We start from the raw sequence: 16,597 nt of genomic DNA on the forward strand, positions 1-16,597 counted from the left end.
GATCGCCGTCCGAGCCGCCTCAGGAGGTTCCCCCAATGAAAAACCACGGCCTGTCACGGCGGGGTTTTCTGAAAGCCAGCGTGCTGGCGGGCGTCGCGGTGTATGTCGCGCCCCTTGGCAGCCGCGCATTCGCGGCGCTCTTCGAAGAAAAACTCCTCACCCCGGTCAAATGGGATAGCGTCACCGGCATCCCCCAGTTCCGCATCGACGGTATCGCGAAGGTCACGGGCTCGAAAGTGTTCGCCCGTGACGTGCGCGCAGCCGACATGCCGCACTGGCCGCAGCAGCAGTCGCATGCGCTGATCCTGCGCGTCACGCAGGCCGACCGCACGTACGAAGGCTTCGACCTGTCGCTGCTCGGCGATGACCTGAAGCCGGACCGCGTGGTCACGGCCGACGATCTCGTGCGCGACGGCGTCGCGTTCCCGGCGTTCTACGGCGACGACATGCTGCTGCCGGCCGGCAAGACGCCCGCGTATCTCGGCCATGCGGTCGCGATCCTCATCTACCACGACTTCGCGCGCTTCCGCTTTGCGAAGAACGCGCTCAAGTTCCGCGACGACGTGATCCGCTACGGCGCGGTCACAGGCCCGCTCGAGCGCGATCCGTGGGGCACCTTCCGCTACGTTCGGGTGGGCGGCAAGACGGCCTATGACGACGACGTCTATTCGAGCCTGAAGGACGCGCCGATCTTCCCGAGCATGATGCGCAAGCACCTGCCGGTATGGCCGGACGGCAAGGAGCACGGCAAGCTCGACGAGCAGGGCATGTTCCTGGCCGGGCAGATCGCCGGCGAGCTCGACCATCCGCCGGCCGACTGGCTCGTGTTCGACCGCGAGTACAACACGCAGTCGGTCGATACGGCCGCGCTCGAGCCGGACAACGCGAACTGCTGGTACGACGCCGCGACGCAGTCGCTGCACCTCGTCGTGCCGACCCAGTCGCCGCTCGAAGTGGCGCAGAGCGCGGCCGAGATGGTCGCGAAGTGCCGCTTCCCGGTGAAGAAGCTGTTCGTGCATCCGTGCTACACGGTCGGCTACGGCTCCAAGGATCACTTCAACGTGCCGTTCTACGGCCTCGTCTGCGCGCTGTACGCGGACGGTCGCCCGGTGCGTTTCGCGAACGACCGCTACGAGCAGTTCCAGACGTCGCTGAAGCGTCACGCGTTCAAGATGCATTACCGGATCGCGGTGGACCGCAACACGGGCCTGCTGCAGTCGTTCAAGGGCGACTTCGAGGCGAACGGCGGCGGGCGCTCGAACTTCTCGCCGTCGGTCGCGATGGTGGGGGCGACGGCCGCGCAATCGATCTATTACTTCCCGAAAAGCGACCTCGCCGCGGTCGCGATCGCGTCGCGCGCGATCGATGCCGGCTCCGCACGCGGCTACGGCACGCTGCAGAGCATGGCGGCGACCGAGATTGCGGTCGACGAGATCGCCGCGCAACTGAACATCGACCCGATCGATTTCCGCCTGCGCAACGCGCTGCGATCGGGGATGAAGAACACGCAGGGTGCGATTCCCGCCGGCGCGCTGCGCGTCGACGAGGTGCTCGAGCGCGCGAAGCAGCATCCGCTGTGGACGCACCGCGCCGCACGCAAGGCCGACTACGAGGCCGCGAATCCGGGCAAGCGCTACGGCGTCGGCTTCGCCTGCGTGCAGAAGGATTTCGGCACGGGTGCGGAAGCATCGTTCGCGAAGGTCGAATTCGACGAGAACGGCAAGGTGTCGCTGCAGCACACGGCGGCCGAGATCGGCACCGGGATGTCGACGTCGCAGGCCGTCGCGGTCGCGAAATGGCTGGGCCGCCCGGCAACGGACGTGCGCGTGGCCCTGACCGAATGGCCGGACCTGCCGGTCGAGACCAGCGGCGATCCGTACCTCATGTCGCAGGCCGACCAGGATCGGCTGAGCGCGAACCCGCGCTGGTCGCCGAGCTATGCGTCGCCGTCGAGCGCGACGAACTCCGCGTATTACTTCACGCACAGCACGCGCGAAGCCGCACGCGCGGTGTTCCGCTACGGCCTGTGGCCGGCCGCGATGTCGATCTGGACGCGCGGCCTCGGCGGCGGCCAGGCGGCGCCGTACACGATCCGCATCGAGGACGCGCGCTGGGTCGACGGCAAGCTGACCGCCGACGGCCTCGAGCCGCTGTCGTTCGAGCAGCTCGCGAAGCAGGCGCATGCGCTCGGCCTGCCGACCGGCGCCGTCGTGCACGTGTTCAACCGCTGGCAGTGGACCGACGCCGAGTTCGAAGTGGGCGGCGCGATCGAGCGTCTGCCGATCGACGGGCTGTCGCTGCGCGTCGGCGCGCCGAAGACGGGCGACGACGGCCCGGTGCCCGGCACCGCCGCACCGGCCGGCGCGACCGCGATGCACGGCACGCTGGCGCCGACCGCGAACGGCTACCGCGTGCTGGACCGCAAGCGCGTGTTCATCCCGCCGACGAGCCGCAACAACGCGGCCGTCACGTACTACACGGCAGTCGGCACGCTGGTCGAACTGGCCGTGCACGAAGCGACCGGCAAGGTCGAGCTGCTCACGCACCACTCGATCATGGAATGCGGCAACCAGATTTCGCCGCAGCTCGTGTCGGGCCAGTTGCAGGGCGGTCTCGCGATGGGTATCGGCCACGCGCTGCACGAATACCTGCCGCTATATGAAGACGGCCCCGGCAACGGCACGTGGAACTTCAACCGTTACCAACTGCCGCGCGCGTCGGACGTCGCCGTCTGGACGCAGACGGGCGACGTGTTGCCGCCGCTGTCCGAGACCGATCCGCCGAAGGGCGTCGCCGAAGTGGTGATGATTCCCGTCGTCGGCGCGATCGTGAACGGCATCGCGCACGCGATCGGCCATCGTTTCACCGACCTGCCGGTGACCCCGCAAAAGATTCAGGAGGTGCTCGCATGACGACCGCCCAACCCGCGGCTTCGGCCGCGAGCGCCAGCGCCGCCGCGACCGGCGCTTCGGCGCCGAGCGCGGCTTCGGCCGCACCGGCATCGGCTCCGGCAGTGCCGGCATCGGCTCCGGCCGCCGTCGAGCGTCCGCTCGTCCGGTTCCAGTCGAAGCCGCTGTCGATCAATATCAACGGCAAGTCCGTCGGCCCGATGCAGGTGCCGGAAGGGCTGATGATGATCGAGTTCCTGCACGAATACGCGGGCCTCACCGGTTCGCGGCTCGGCTGCGGGCAGGGCATCTGCCACGCGTGTGTCGTGATCGTCGACAAGCCGGACGGCACGAGCGAGGAAATGCGCACGTGCATCACCGGCGCGCACTTCTTCCATGGCCGCTCGATCCGCACGATCGAAGGTCACGCGAAGCGCAACGAAGCGGGCGAAGTGGTCGAGCTGTCGCCGATCCAGCAGAAGTTCCTCGAGCATTTCAGCTTCCAGTGCGGCTACTGCACGCCGGGCTTCGTCAATGCGGCAACCGTGCTGATCGAACGCCTGAAGCGCGAGCCGATTGCGAAGGCCGACGTCGAGCACACCATCACCGAGGCGCTCGACGCGCACCTCTGCCGCTGCACGGGCTATGTCCGCTACTACGAAGCCGTCAAGGACGTGGTGCTGACAACGCCGGGACTCGTGAAGGACGCCGCATGAAACGCACATTCGCTCATCGTGCAGCGCGGGCAGCGGGCCTCCCCGTGCTCGCCGCGGCTTGCGCGCTGCTGCTCGCCGCGTGCGGCGGCCATGACGCACCGGCCTCGAGCGCGGCGTCCGGCGCGCCTGGCGCCGACCCGATCGCGCGCGGCCGCTATCTCGTCAAGGCCGCCGATTGCGCGGCGTGCCACACCGCGAAGGACGGCGCACCGTTCGCCGGCGGCGCGCCCCTCGAATCGCCGTTCGGCACGTTCTACGGCTCGAACATCACGCCTGACAAGGATCACGGGATCGGCAGCTGGAGCGCGGACGACTTCTACGCCGCGCTGCACGACGGCAAGGCGCCGGGAAAGCGCCTGTATCCGTCGATGCCGTACACGTCGTACCGTCAGCTCACGCGCGCCGATTCCGACGCGATGTACGCGTACCTGAAGACCGTCAGGCCGGTCGCGCAGGAAAACCGCGAGCACGCGCTGAAGTTCCCGTACAACCTGCGTTTCGGGATGGTCTTCTGGGACAAGGTGTTCCTGAAGGACAGCCTGCCCGATGCCTCGGCCGGCCAGTCCGCCGACTGGCAGCGCGGCCGCTATCTGGCGGGGGCGCTCGGCCACTGCGCGGAATGCCATACGCCGCGCGCGTTCACGGGCCAGCTCGACAGCGCGAAGCCGTTCGCCGGCGCCGCGCTCGGCCGCGTGGCCGCGCCCGACATCACGCCGGCCGGCCTGGCCGCGCGCGGCTGGACGGGCGCCGACCTGCAGACGTTCTTCGGCGTCGGCATCGCCCCGCAAGGCTCGGCATTCGGCGAAATGTACCCGGTCGTGCACCTGAGCACGCAGTACATGACGAAGGACGACCTGCGCGCGCTGTCCGTGTACCTGCTGGGCGATACGCCGCCCGCGCCGCAGCCGGTGAAACCGGTGTCGGCCGACGCCGCGCAACTCGCGGCCGGCCGCTCGGTGTATCTCGCGGTCTGCGCGGGCTGCCACGGCTTCAACGGCGAGGGCAAGCCGCACGTGGCGGTGCCGATGAACGGCAATTCGACGGTGCGCCAGGGCGACCCGCGCAACCTGCTGGTCGCGATGCTCGACGGCATCGGCGAGCAGAAGTTTGCCGGGTTCGAGAACCTGCAGCCGATGCCCGGTTTCGCGCCTACGCTGAGCGACGACGAACTCGCGCAGCTCGCGAACTACCTGCGTGCGACGTGGGGCGGCCAGCCCGCGAGCGTCACGCCGGCCGACGTGAAGGCCATGCGTTAAGTCGTGCCGCGGGGCGTCGCGTGCGATTCAGCCGGTTTCCGGTGCTCGCGCGGATACTGAAGCGAAGGCCGCCGTCGCGGCGGCCCGCGATCAACGATAGACGAGATCGGCGCGGCGGTTCTGCGCCCACGAATCCTCGTCGTGGCCGAGCGCGACCGGCTTTTCCTTGCCGAGGCTGACCGCCTCGAGTTGAGAGGCTTGCACGCCGAGCGTTTCGAGTGCGCTCATCACGGCCTGCGAACGGCGTTCGCCGAGCGCGAGGTTGTACTCGGACGTGCCGCGTTCGTCGGTGTTGCCCTGGATCAGCACGTGCCGAGCCGGATGGCTGCGCAGGTAATCGGCATGCGCCTGCAGTAGCGACTGGTATTCGGGCTTGACGGAATACTGGTCGAAATCGAAGTAGATGCTGCGCTTCGCGAGCGGGCTGTTCGGATTGTTGAGCTCGTCGGCCGTCACCGTTGCGACGGCTTCGCTCGAGGGCGTCGGCGCCATGCCGGCATTCTCGGGCGTCTTGGCCGCGTGGTGGCAACCGGCCAGCAGTACCACGGTTGCCAGGACCGCAAATCGGTTCGTTTTGCTCATCGTTCGTCTCCTGCGGTTGACTGCGTTGAACGCGTGGGGCGTGCGATCGGCACGTCCGTATCCGGCCGCAACAGCGCGAAAGGTCCGGCGCCATGACGTGAATCATGTTCGTAAGCCGGTGGTGCGCCATATGAAAGAGTGTCGCGACCGGAACGCCAAATCTCGGCGTCGCTGCAAACAGATTAGGAAAAATGTCACAGCGTGACCAGTTTCTCCGCATTTTTTTGCGCCGACGCGACAGCCGGGCGGCATTCTTGCCGCCGTGCGGGCGATGCCCCGGCGGCAAGGCCGCGCACGGGCGCGGCCTTTCCGGCTCGGGGCATGACGATCGGGCGGTGCGGGAATGCATGCCCTACGCGGTCGGCGCAGCAGCGCTGCGCCGCTCCACTCCGCGTCGTCAGAACTTGTGCCGCAGCCCCAGTGCGACGACGACCTGGTTGCTGTTCGCCGACGGCGTCAGCGTCCAGACGGTCGCGTTGAACGCGGGATTGCCGTTGCCGCCGCTCACGCTCTGGTAGCCGCCTTCGAGATACGCATCGGTGCGCTTCGACAGCACATAGTCGGCTTGCGCCACGACCTGGTTCCATTTCGGGCGCGTCTGGCCGTTGCGCGTGTCGAAGCGGCCCATCGTGTACGTGTATGCGGCCGAGAGGCTCAATGCGCGGGTGACGGAGAAGCGCCCGTCGACCGCGAAGTTGTCGAACACGAGCGATTCACCCTTTAGCGGCGCGATGCTGCCGCCCTGGAGCACGCCCGTCACGCCGTCGGTGGCCGAGTGCGACCACGCGACGCCGACCGAATGCGGCCCGAATGCATAACGGCCGGCCGCGGCCCAGATCTGCTGGTTGCCGCCGGTGATCGTCGCCGAGCCGTCGACCGTGCTGAGTGCGCCATTCGGGTTCGGCGCATTGCGGTCGCGGCTGATCTTCAGGTAGCCGGCGCCGAGCTTCAGCGGCCCGTTCTCATACGACACGCCCGCGCTCCACGCCGCGTTGTTGGAGAACTGGCCTGCCGTGTTCGAGAACCCGTACATCGCGCCGAACCTCAGCCCGCGGTACGTCGGGCTCATGTACTTCACCGCGTGGTTGATGCGCAGGTTGCGGTTCGAATCGTCGTTGTCGTACGGGTGCACCGCGAGGTTGCCGCCCCAGCCGGGGCCGGACGCGCCGAGCGGTGTCACGAAATCGAGGATCAGGTCGTACTGGCGGCCGAACGTGAGCGCGCCGGCCGTCTTCGAGCTCAGGCCGATCCATGCCTGGCGGCCGAACATGTCGACGCCTTTCTGCGACAGCGCGCCGCTGGTGCCCGAAAAACCGTTTTCGAGCGTGAAGACCGCGGCCGTCCCGCCGCCCAGATCCTCGTTGCCGCGCAGCCCCCAGCGTGCCGCGTTCAGTGCGCCGCTCGTCATCGCGACGGCGCCGCTGCCCGGCGAGCCGGCGCCGTGCGTGCGCTGATTGGTCGCGTAGGTGATCGACGTGTCGATCAGGCCGTACAGCGTCACGCTGCTCTGTGCGTGTACGCCGCCCGACGCGAGGGCGGTCAGGCAGGTGGCAATGGCGGTCCCCGCGAGTCGAGTGCTGGCGTGCTTGTTCATCTTGTAGGAATGCATAGGAGTTTTTATCGTTTTCCCGGCCTGGCGGCCGGCGGATCGAGCGGCCATTATTGGAGATCGTGCGCCGGTCGATTAAGGCGTTGCACAGGAAAGGTCCTCTGCGAAATCGCGCAGAATCGCGGCGAGGCGGAGGGGGCGATGTTCAGGCGGCGGGCGCGGCGGCCGGCCGTCGACGTACTCGGGCACGCTTGGCGATCCCGATGCCGTGGCCGACCCAAGCCGCTATTTCGATGCGTCGACGCGCGTGCCCGCGCGGTGGCATGACGTCGAGACCGATCGACACATTGCGCCGCGATGTCGTGCGGATCGGGTTCGACGTGCTTGACGCGGGAGCGGGCAGGGTGGCCTCGTCGCCGAGGCGCAGCTCGGCGGCGACGGGCACGCGATGTTCGCGGCCGATCGCGCGATACCGCTCCGGCAGCCCTGTTCCGGGCCGTTCTTCGGCGCGGCGGCGCCGGGGCTTTCGCCACCCGACGCAGCCGCACGTCGATTTAAATGCGGTGCGGCGGCAACAGCAGGATGCACGTGTGTCCGCGCGCGGGGCCGGCGCCTGAAGCCCGGCCCCGCGCCCGTCAATGCGGCATCACCAGACGCGGATCGATATAGGCGTCGACGTCCTGCGACTGCTTGTACACGCCGTTGCGCACGTTGAACGCATTCGCGTTGCGCGTCGAGCCGTAGATCGAATCGAGCCCGTCGCCCTTGCGGAACGTGCGCTTCGCGGCAGCTTCGTCGAGCAGGTGCGTGCCTTTCAGCAGCGGGAGGTATTGTTCCGGCGCGAGGCCGACGCGCGCGGACATGATCCGGACGGCGTCAGCCTGCGTCTTCGGGTCGTTGATGTACGCGACGCAGCGATACCAGACCTTGATCACCTTGGCCCAGTCGGCGCGGCGCGCGGCGAGGCTTGCAGGCGCGACCGTGATCGCGTCGTAGATCAGCCCCGGCGCATCCGCCGACGTGAAGATCGCGCGTGCGCCGGGTGCGCGCTTCAACGCCTCGCCCGCGTTCGGCTGCCACGCGGCCACCGCGGCGATGTCGGTCGACGAACCGAGCACCTGCGGCAGTTCGTTGGTTTTCGCGTTCACGAGCGTCACGTCGCCGTCCTTCAGCCCGTGCTTCTGCAGCGCGGTTTCGAGCAGCAGGTGATCGACGAGACCGAGTTCGACGCCGACCTTCTTGCCCTTCAGCGCCTCGACGCTGCGCAGCGGGGGCTTCGCGACGATCATGTCGTTGCCGGCGGAGTAGTCGGTGAGCAGGATCATCACGTTCTTCGCGCCTGCCGCGCCCGTCACGAGCGCGTCGCCGTTCGTCGCCGCGACCGCGTCGAGCTTGCCCGCGGAAAACGCGTCGAGCGATGCCGAGTAATCGAACCATTCGAAATCGACATCGACGCCGGCCTCCTTGAACCAGCCCTTGTCGAGCGCGACCTGGAACGCGACCCAGCCGGGCCAGTCGCTGTAGCCGATCTTGAGCGGTGCTGCCGCGTGTGCGGCGGGCGTCATGAGCAGCGTGGCGGCCGTGGCGGCGGCCCCCAATGCGTGACGGACGGAACGGCGGGACAGCAGGCGGCGCAGCGCCAGGGCGGGGCGGGTCATCGTTTTCTCCAGGAGACCGGGATCGGGATCGTCGATACGGACCATGCCAGTGCACGGTCCGGCCGCGTGGCCGGTTCCTGCGGATGCGGAACGAATGAAGCGGCCACGGAGAGGCGCGACGGCCGTTGCCATCGCCAATCTCCCGGGCTTTTGTCCCGCCGTGTAGCGTGTGCGCGCCCGGTCTCGCGACCGGACGAATCCGCGCCGGGCTGCTCTCGGACCAGACGTTCGATGAACCGGAACCCTAGCACCCCTAAGATGCGACGCCGCCGCACCTCTCGGCGTCATACCGAGCGAGAAGCGTGCCAACGGCACGCGGCGGGCAGGCTCAGCGGCGGCGCGACGCGCGCTGCAGTTCGATGAAGCGCACGGAGAAGAGCGCGCTCAGCGCGCGCCGGAGCAGGTCGAGCTTGTTCATGAAGTGTCGCGTCACGAGTGAAGGTGCAGGCATCGAGCAATGCCCATGCCATCGACGATCGTGTCGTGCAGGCGGGCGCGGCGCGCACTGCGCCGGTGCGGGAGCGCGTTTGCATGGTGCGGGGCACGCCCGCCGCAAGGGCAGCCAACCGCCTCCGGTGCAGTGCTCGTCAACGCGCGCATGGCGGAAAGCCCCATGGCGCGGCGATTCCGCATACGCTGGCACGCAACTCGCTTATCCGATGCCCGAGAGGTGCGAAGCAATTTGCATCATCTTCAGGATCGCTAGGGTTCCGGTCGTGCGGCGTTCGCGCCGTGCGATGGCTGGTCCGAGAGCAATCCGGTCTTGTCTTCTCCTCGATTCGAGGAAACGGCGAGGCTCCACGGAGGGATAAAAGCCCGGGAGGTCGCGATGTCGTTCGGTCGCCCTCTCACGCTTTTTGTCCAACCGACCACGGAGCCGCCATGTCGCCGAGCCCCCAAGCCGTCCTTGCCCCGCCGCCACACGTCGTGTGGGAAACGCTCATTCCCGCCGGAACCCATTGGTCCGGCATCCTGCGCCGCGGTCTCGCGCTGCGCGTCGTCGATGTCGACGGCGGCGCCAACCTGTCTGCCGTATTTCATCGCCAGGAAGACCCGCTCGAACGCTATAACATGGCCGACACGCTGAAGGCACAGCACACCGCGCACCTCACGCGCGGCCATGCGCTGTACACCGACATGGGGCGCGTGATCGCGTCGATCACGGCCGACACGCTCGGTTGGCACGACCCGCTCGGCGGCGTCGGCGATGCGCGGCTGTTCGCGCACAAGTACGGCACGACGTCGTATCAGGTCGATCGCAACGCGATGATTCGCAACGGCCGGGACAGCCTCGTGCTAGAGCTCGCGAAATACGGGCTGTCGGCGCGCGACCTCGTCGCGAACGTCAATTTCTTCAGCAAGCTCGAAACGCGCGACGACGGCGCGCTCGACTTCGTCGCCGGACACTCGCCGGCCGGCAGCGCCCTCGACCTGCGCTTCGAAATGAACACGCTGGCGGCGTTCTCGACGGCGCCGCATCCGCTCGATCCGCGCCCGGACTACGCGCCGAAGGCCGTGAAGCTGATCGCGTACCGCGCGTATCCGGCGGACGGCGCGGCGCCGGACGACGACTCGTGCCGCCGCGCGTGCGCCGAGAACATGCGCGGCTTCGCCAACACCGATCGCCTGTTTGCGTAAGGAGCCGAGCCATGCCGATCATCGAAAGCCGTCTCGATTCGCGTGATGCGATCCACGATACGACACTGAACGCGGGCGAACCGTGGCTGCGCGACCTGAAGCGCGGGCAGGTCTTGCGCATCCTCGACCTCGAAGGCAATCAGGCCGTCGACACGCTGTTCTACCGGTCCGACGACCCCGAGGAGCGTTACAGCGCGCAGGACACCATCCGCGCACAGCGCAACCTGTACCTGAGCGCGGGCAGCGTGCTGCTGTCGAGCCGGGGCAACCCGATGGTGACGATCGTTGCCGATACCTGCGGCCGTCACGACACGCTCGGCGGCGCGTGCGCGGCCGAGAGCAACACCGTGCGCTATGCGCTCGACAAGCGGCACATGCACAACTGCCGCGACAGCTTCCTCAACGCGATCGCGCACTGCACGTGCGGCGCGGGCGCGCGGCTCACCAAGCGCGACCTCGTCGGCAACGTCAACTTCTTCATGAACGTGCCCGTCACGGCGCTCGGCGGGCTGACCTTCGAGGACGGCATTTCCGCACCGGGCAAGTACGTCGAGATGCGCGCGGAGATGGACGTCACCGTGCTGATCTCGAACTGCCCGCAGCTCAACAACCCGTGCAACGGGTACAACCCGACGCCCGTACGCCTCACGATCTGGGAGGCCGAATGAACACCCCCCACGCTCGCTTGCTTTGCATGAGGCCGGCGTACGCGCCGAAGCGCGACTCCGGGCCGACACGTTCACTGCCTCCCACGGGGGCGGTTGCCTGCCTTGGGGCAGCCCGGCGGGAGGCACCATGAGATTCGACAAAGTCCTCGTCGCGAACCGCGGCGAAATCGCATGCCGCGTGATCCGCACGCTGAAGCGGCTCGGGATCGCGTCGGTCGCGATCTACTCCGACGCCGACCGCGATGCGCGCCATGTGGCGCTCGCCGACGAAGCCGTGCGGGTCGGCCCCGCGCCGGCGGCCGACAGCTACCTGAACGTCGCGGCGATTCTCGCCGCGGCGCGCGAGACGGGCGCGCAAGCCGTGCATCCCGGCTACGGCTTCCTGTCCGAGCACGCCGGTTTCGCCGACGCATGCGAAGCCGCGGGCCTGCGCTTCATCGGGCCGCGCGGCGACCAGATGCGCGCGTTCGGGCTCAAGCACACCGCGCGCGAACTCGCCGCTGCGCAGGGCGTCGCACTGCTGCCGGGTACGGGCCTGCTCGACGACGTACGGACGGCACTCGCCGAAGCCGACGCGATCGGCTATCCGGTGATGCTGAAAAGCACCGCGGGCGGCGGCGGGATCGGCATGTCCCTGTGCCGCGACGCCGCGCAGCTCGCAGCGGCGTTCGATTCCGTCGTGCGGCTCGGCACCGCGAACTTCGCGCATGCGGGCGTGTATCTCGAGAAATTCGTCGAGCACGCGCGGCACATCGAAGTGCAGATCTTCGGCGACGGCCGCGGCAATGCGATCGCGCTCGGCGAACGCGACTGCTCGGTGCAGCGTCGCAACCAGAAAGTGATCGAGGAAACGCCCGCGCCGGGCCTGGCCGATGAAGAGCGCGCCGCGTTGCACGCGAGCGCGGTGCGGCTTGCCCGAGCGGTGGGCTATGCGTCGGCCGGCACGGTCGAATTCGTGTTCGACGCCAATACGCGCCAGTTCTATTTCCTCGAGGTGAACACGCGGCTGCAGGTCGAGCATTGCGTGACCGAGGAAGTGACGGGCATCGATCTCGTGGAATGGATGATCCTGCAGGCGGAGGGCGATCTGCCGCCGCTCGACACGCTCGACGTTGCACCGCGCGGCGCAAGCATCCAGGTGCGGCTCTATGCGGAGGATCCGCACAAGCAGTTCCTGCCGAGTGCGGGGCTGCTGACGCACGTGGCGTTTCCGGACGACGTGCGCGTCGACGGATGGATCGAGGCGGGCACCGAGATCAGCGCGTACTACGATCCGCTGCTCGCGAAGCTGATCGTGCATGGCGATACGCGTCGCGACGCGCTGGCCGCGCTGCGGCGCGCACTGGCGCGCACGGAGCTGTACGGCATCGAGACCAACCTCGACTATCTGCGCGCGATTGCCGGTTCGGACACGTTCGCGCGCGGCGCATCGACGACGACCTTCCTGTCGCGCTTCGCGTTCGCGCCTCACACGATCGACGTGCTCGACGGCGGCGTGCAGACCACCGTGCAGCAGACGCCCGGGCGCGTCGGCTACTGGAACGTCGGCGTGCCGCCGTCCGGGCCGATGGACGATCGAGCCTTCACGCTCGCGAACGCGCTGCTCGGCAATGCGCGCGACGCGGCCGGGCTGGAGTTCACGATGGTCGGCGCGACGCTGCGCTTCAACGCCGAGACGCTCTTCGTGCTCGGCGGCGCACCGTTCGCGGCATCGCTCGATGGCGTAACCGCACCGTTCTGGCAGGTGCTGCGTGCGCGGCCAGGCGCGGTGCTGAAGCTGGGCGGCGTGACGGGCGCCGGTGTGCGTGCATGCCTGGCCGTGAAAGGCGGGCTGCAGGTGCCCGACTATCTCGGCAGCAAGGCGACCTTCACGCTCGGCCAGTTCGGTGGCCATGCAGGGCGTGCGCTGCGCAAGGGCGACGTACTGCATCTGGACGCGGAAGCCGGGCGCGGCGACCCGGGCGCCACGCTGGCCGCGGCCGACATTCCCGCGCTGACGCACGCGTGGACGCTCGGCGTGCTCGACGGCCCGCACGGTGCGCCGGATTTCTTCACGCCGGACGACATCGCGATGCTGTACCGCACGCAGTGGACGGTGCATTACAACTCGAGCCGCACCGGCATCCGGCTGATCGGCCCGAAGCCGCAATGGGCGCGCTCGGACGGCGGCGAGGCCGGCCTGCATCCGTCGAACATCCACGACAACGCGTATGCGATCGGGGCGGTCGATTTCACCGGCGACATGCCGGTGATCCTGGGCCCGGACGGCCCGAGCCTCGGCGGCTTCGTGTGTCCGGTGACGGTCGTGCATGACGAATTGTGGAAGCTCGGCCAATTGCGGCCCGGCGATACCGTGCAGTTCGTGCGCGCCCGCGTGTCGCCCGGGCCTGCCGCCGACGCGGTTGCGCGCCCGGCGCCGGCCGGCGCGCCGCACGAGTGCGTGCTGCATCGCGACCCGTCGGCCGGCGGCGGCATCGGCGTCGTCTACCGGCGCTCGGGCGACCGCAACGTGCTGGTGGAATACGGGCCGCTCGTGCTCGACCTGAACCTGCGTTTTCGCGTGCATGCGCTGATGTGCTGGCTCGATGCGCACCGTCTGCCGGGCATGCTCGACCTGACGCCGGGCATCCGTTCGCTCCAGGTGCAGTTCGACCCGCGGACACTGCCGCTCGATACGCTGCTCGCGCATCTGCAGGCGGCCGAACGCGCATTGCCGGACGTCGCCGACATGCGCGTGCCGAACCGCATCGTGCACCTGCCGCTGTCGTGGGACGATCCGTCGACGCGTGTCGCGATCGAGCGCTACATGCAGTCGGTACGGCCCGATGCGCCGTGGTGCCCGAGCAATATCGAGTTCATCCGGCGCATCAACGGACTCGCCGCCATCGACGACGTGAAGCGCATCGTGTTCGACGCCCGCTACCTCGTGATGGGGCTCGGCGACGTGTACCTCGGCGCACCCGTCGCGACGCCGATCGATCCGCGCCACCGGCTCGTCACCACGAAGTACAACCCCGCGCGCACCTGGACGCCGGAGAACGCGGTCGGCATCGGCGGCGCGTATCTGTGCGTGTACGGGATGGAGGGCCCCGGCGGGTACCAGTTCGTCGGCCGCACCGTCCAGATGTGGAATCGTCACCGGACCACGCGAGCGTTCGAAGCCGGCAAGCCGTGGCTGCTGCGCTTCTTCGACGAGATTCGCTTCTACGAAGTCAGCGAGGCGGAACTGGCGCAACTGCGCGCGGATTTCGTCGCGGGGCGCGCCGGGCTGAAGATCGAGGAATCGGTGTTCGATCTCGGCGAATACAACCGTTTCCTGCGCGACGAGGCGGATTCGATCGCCGCATTCAAGGCATCCCAGCAGACGGCGTTCGAAGCGGAGCGCGAACGGTGGCGGGTAGCCGGGCATGCCGAATACGTCGGCGACGCGGCACCGGGCGATGCGGACGCCGCGCGGGAAGCCGGCGTGCTCGCCGATACGCAGCGCGCGATTGCCGCGGACGTTTCGGGCAGCCTGTGGAAGGTGTTGGTGCAAGCCGGTGAGCGCGTGACCGAGGGGCAGGTCGTCGCGATCGTCGAGTCGATGAAGATGGAGGTCGCGGTGACGGCGACGGAAGACGGCACGATCGAGACGATCGATTGCGCGCCGGGCGCGACGGTGGTCGCCGGCCAGCGGCTGATGGTGATGAAGGCGGGCGCCGCCGAGGAGGTCGCATGAGCACGACCGAACGTTCGATCGTGCCCGGGGTCCGCTCGATCGCCGCGCTGCGTGCGCGCTATGCGGCGGGCGACCTGACGCCGCACGCGCTCGTCGACGCGATCGCCGCGCATTTTGCCGCGGGCGATCCGCATCATGCATGGATCCGTCCGCTGACGCAGGCCGAGATGACGGCCTATGCCGACGCGCTGGCCGGGCGCGACCTCGCGTCATTGCCGCTGTACGGCGTGCCGTTCGCGATCAAGGACAACATCGACCTCGCCGGCATCCCGACGACGGCCGCCTGCCCGGCCTACGCGTACACGCCGGCGCGCAGCGCGCCCGTCGTCGAGCGGCTGATCGCGGCCGGTGCGATCCCGATCGGCAAGACCAACCTGGACCAGTTCGCGACCGGGTTGTCGGGCCAGCGCTCGCCTTATGGCGCGTGCCGCAATGCGCTCGATCCGCGCCATGCGTCGGGCGGCTCGAGCTCTGGGTCGGCGGTGGCCGTGGCGCTCGGTGTCGCGTCGTTCTCGCTGGGTACCGACACGGCCGGCTCCGGGCGTGTGCCGGCGGCGTTCCACGGGCTCGTCGGGCTCAAGCCGACCAGGGGTGTGTTGAGCACGCTCGGCGTCGTGCCGGCCTGCCGGTCGCTCGATTGCGTGTCGGTGTTCGCGCATTCGGCGGCCGACGCGCGGGCGGTGTTCGCCGCCGCGCACGGCGTGACCGACGGTGATCCGTACGGACGCGCATGGCAGCCGTTGTTGGGTACGGACGGGCTGCGCGCGCAACCGGCGCGACCGTTCGGGCAGTTGCGCTTCGGCACGCCGCGCGCCGATCAACTGCAATTCTTCGGCGACGAATCGTATGGCGCGGCGTGGCGCGCCGCGCTCGAACGCCTGCGCGCGACCGGCGCGCGGATCGTCGAGATCGATTTCAGCCCGTTCCTGGCTGCCGCGCGGCTGCTTTACGAAGGCCCTTGGGTTGCCGAACGGCTCGCCGCGATCGGCGCCTTCGCGGCGCGGGAGCCCGATGCGCTGCATCCGGTGATTCGCGAAATCGTCGGCGGCGCGGCGCGCTTCAGCGCGGCCGATGCGTTCGCCGCGTTCGACACGCTCGCGACGTTGCGCGTCGAGGCCGGTCGCGCATGGAACGGACTGGACGCGATCGTCATGCCGACTTCGGCGACGACGGCGACCGTCGACGAACTCGAAGCCGACCCGATCGGCATCAATTCGCGTTTCGGCTATTACACGAACTTCGTCAACCTGCTCGACCTGTCGGCGATCGCGGTGCCCGCCGGCCGCTGCGACACCGGGCGGCATGCGGGGTTGCCGTTCGGCATCACGTTCGTCGGGCGCGCGCACGACGACGCGCGGTTGCTCGATCTTGCGCAGGCGTGGGGGGATGCTCACGAACGGGGCAGCGGCGCAGCCGCGTGTGACGGTTCGCAGGCGGACGCCGCCGGCGACGCGTATGCAACTACGGCGTCGGTGCCCGGCGCGTCGTCCGGTGTCGTGCGGGTGGCGGTCGTCGGTGCGCACCTGCGCGGTGAGCCGCTCAACTGGCAGCTCACGCAGCGAGGCGGACGTCTCGTCGCCTCAACGACAACAGCGCCCGCCTATCGTCTCTACGCGCTGTCGGCGGCGGTATCCGGCGGCGTCGCCAAGCCGGGCCTCGTGCGCGTGCCGGACGGCGGCGCGTCGATCGCGGTCGAGATCTGGGAGATGCCGGTTGACGCTTACGGCAGCTTCGTCGCCGGCATCCCCGACCCGCTCGGCATCGGCACGCTGGCGCTCGCGGACGGCGCTCGGGTGCAGGGCTTCCTGTGTGAAAGCGCGGCGCTCGACGGCGCGCAGGACATCACGCACTTCGGCGGCTGGCGCGCTTACCGCGCGAGCGCCGCGCGCGGTGCATCGCAATGAACGCCCGGTCGCGCGGCGCC

11 protein-coding genes and 2 riboswitches are annotated in these 16,597 nt (G+C 68.8%); of the genes, 7 read left to right on the plus strand and 4 right to left on the minus strand.

The genetic code is table 11. The features are described 5' to 3' along the window. The first annotated feature begins 35 nt into the window (after positions 1-35). From ACPTTC_RS25380 to ACPTTC_RS25390, 3 genes are read left to right on the plus strand one after another with little or no spacing between them, the layout of a single operon-like run. A complete protein-coding gene (locus ACPTTC_RS25380) occupies positions 36-2,912 on the plus strand; it encodes a xanthine dehydrogenase family protein molybdopterin-binding subunit (RefSeq protein WP_423394408.1) in 2,877 nt (958 codons plus the stop codon). After that, a complete protein-coding gene (locus ACPTTC_RS25385; protein ID WP_423394409.1) occupies positions 2,909-3,604 on the plus strand; it encodes a (2Fe-2S)-binding protein in 696 nt (231 codons plus the stop codon). Before ACPTTC_RS25380 ends, ACPTTC_RS25385 begins: the two co-directional genes overlap by 4 nt. Next, the gene (locus tag ACPTTC_RS25390) at positions 3,601-4,860 is read left to right on the plus strand and encodes a c-type cytochrome (protein WP_423394410.1); all 1,260 of its coding nucleotides are present in this window, start codon (positions 3,601-3,603) and stop codon (positions 4,858-4,860) included. The genes ACPTTC_RS25385 and ACPTTC_RS25390 overlap by 4 nt, the downstream gene beginning before the upstream one ends. A 90-nt stretch (positions 4,861-4,950) precedes the next feature. On the opposite strand, the gene pal is transcribed toward ACPTTC_RS25390, so the two are convergent. From pal to ACPTTC_RS25410, 4 genes are all read right to left on the minus strand, one after another. Then, a complete protein-coding gene (gene pal / locus ACPTTC_RS25395) occupies positions 4,951-5,442 on the minus strand; it encodes a peptidoglycan-associated lipoprotein Pal (protein ID WP_175953723.1) in 492 nt (163 codons plus the stop codon). A 397-nt stretch (positions 5,443-5,839) separates the two neighbouring features. After that, positions 5,840-7,051 carry a porin gene (locus ACPTTC_RS25400; protein ID WP_423394411.1) on the minus strand — a complete coding sequence of 404 codons (1,212 nt, stop codon included), beginning with the start codon at positions 7,049-7,051 and terminating at the stop codon, positions 5,840-5,842. A 145-nt stretch (positions 7,052-7,196) separates the two neighbouring features. Continuing rightward, positions 7,197-7,436: a hypothetical protein gene (locus ACPTTC_RS25405; RefSeq protein WP_423394412.1), complete on the minus strand. Its 240-nt coding sequence runs from the start codon at positions 7,434-7,436 to the stop codon at positions 7,197-7,199. Positions 7,437-7,626: 190 nt separating this feature from the next. Next, positions 7,627-8,649: an ABC transporter substrate-binding protein gene (locus ACPTTC_RS25410; RefSeq protein ID WP_175970473.1), complete on the minus strand. Its 1,023-nt coding sequence runs from the start codon at positions 8,647-8,649 to the stop codon at positions 7,627-7,629. Between the two features lie 137 nt (positions 8,650-8,786). Beyond that, positions 8,787-8,908: riboswitch (guanidine-I (ykkC/yxkD leader) on the minus strand. Positions 8,909-9,340: 432 nt separating this feature from the next. Further along, positions 9,341-9,474, plus strand: a riboswitch (guanidine-I (ykkC/yxkD leader). A gap of 57 nt (positions 9,475-9,531) precedes the next feature. Between ACPTTC_RS25410 and ACPTTC_RS25415 the strand changes: the two genes are divergently transcribed. The 4 genes from ACPTTC_RS25415 (at position 9,532) to atzF (ending at position 16,577) form a co-directional block, all read left to right on the plus strand. Next, on the plus strand, positions 9,532-10,287 hold the full coding sequence (locus tag ACPTTC_RS25415; protein WP_423394413.1) for an urea amidolyase associated protein UAAP1: 756 nt from the start codon (positions 9,532-9,534) through the stop codon (positions 10,285-10,287). A gap of 11 nt (positions 10,288-10,298) precedes the next feature. Further along, complete coding sequence (locus tag ACPTTC_RS25420) at positions 10,299-10,955, plus strand: urea amidolyase associated protein UAAP2 (RefSeq protein WP_423394414.1); 657 nt, start codon at positions 10,299-10,301, stop codon at positions 10,953-10,955. 127 nt (positions 10,956-11,082) lie between these two features. Continuing rightward, positions 11,083-14,673 carry an urea carboxylase gene (gene uca, locus ACPTTC_RS25425; protein ID WP_423394415.1) on the plus strand — a complete coding sequence of 1,197 codons (3,591 nt, stop codon included), beginning with the start codon at positions 11,083-11,085 and terminating at the stop codon, positions 14,671-14,673. Beyond that, positions 14,670-16,577: an allophanate hydrolase gene (gene atzF / locus ACPTTC_RS25430; RefSeq protein ID WP_423394416.1), complete on the plus strand. Its 1,908-nt coding sequence runs from the start codon at positions 14,670-14,672 to the stop codon at positions 16,575-16,577. The genes uca and atzF overlap by 4 nt, the downstream gene beginning before the upstream one ends. Positions 16,578-16,597 lie beyond the last annotated feature (20 nt).

Origin of the sequence: Burkholderia mycopellens (genome assembly GCF_964265025.1) — a bacterium.
Classification (GTDB): Bacteria; Pseudomonadota; Gammaproteobacteria; order Burkholderiales; family Burkholderiaceae; genus Burkholderia.

Coding starts and splice junctions, on each gene's coding strand:
- uca (WP_423394415.1), top strand. CDS start 11,083: ATGAGATTCGACAAAGTCCTCGTCGCGAACCGCGGCGAAATCGCATGC.
- ACPTTC_RS25410 (WP_175970473.1), bottom strand. CDS start 8,649: ATGACCCGCCCCGCCCTGGCGCTGCGCCGCCTGCTGTCCCGCCGTTCC.
- ACPTTC_RS25385 (WP_423394409.1), top strand. CDS start 2,909: ATGACGACCGCCCAACCCGCGGCTTCGGCCGCGAGCGCCAGCGCCGCC.
- atzF (WP_423394416.1), top strand. CDS start 14,670: ATGAGCACGACCGAACGTTCGATCGTGCCCGGGGTCCGCTCGATCGCC.
- ACPTTC_RS25380 (WP_423394408.1), top strand. CDS start 36: ATGAAAAACCACGGCCTGTCACGGCGGGGTTTTCTGAAAGCCAGCGTG.
- ACPTTC_RS25390 (WP_423394410.1), top strand. CDS start 3,601: ATGAAACGCACATTCGCTCATCGTGCAGCGCGGGCAGCGGGCCTCCCC.
- ACPTTC_RS25420 (WP_423394414.1), top strand. CDS start 10,299: ATGCCGATCATCGAAAGCCGTCTCGATTCGCGTGATGCGATCCACGAT.
- ACPTTC_RS25400 (WP_423394411.1), bottom strand. CDS start 7,051: ATGCATTCCTACAAGATGAACAAGCACGCCAGCACTCGACTCGCGGGG.
- ACPTTC_RS25415 (WP_423394413.1), top strand. CDS start 9,532: ATGTCGCCGAGCCCCCAAGCCGTCCTTGCCCCGCCGCCACACGTCGTG.
- pal (WP_175953723.1), bottom strand. CDS start 5,442: ATGAGCAAAACGAACCGATTTGCGGTCCTGGCAACCGTGGTACTGCTG.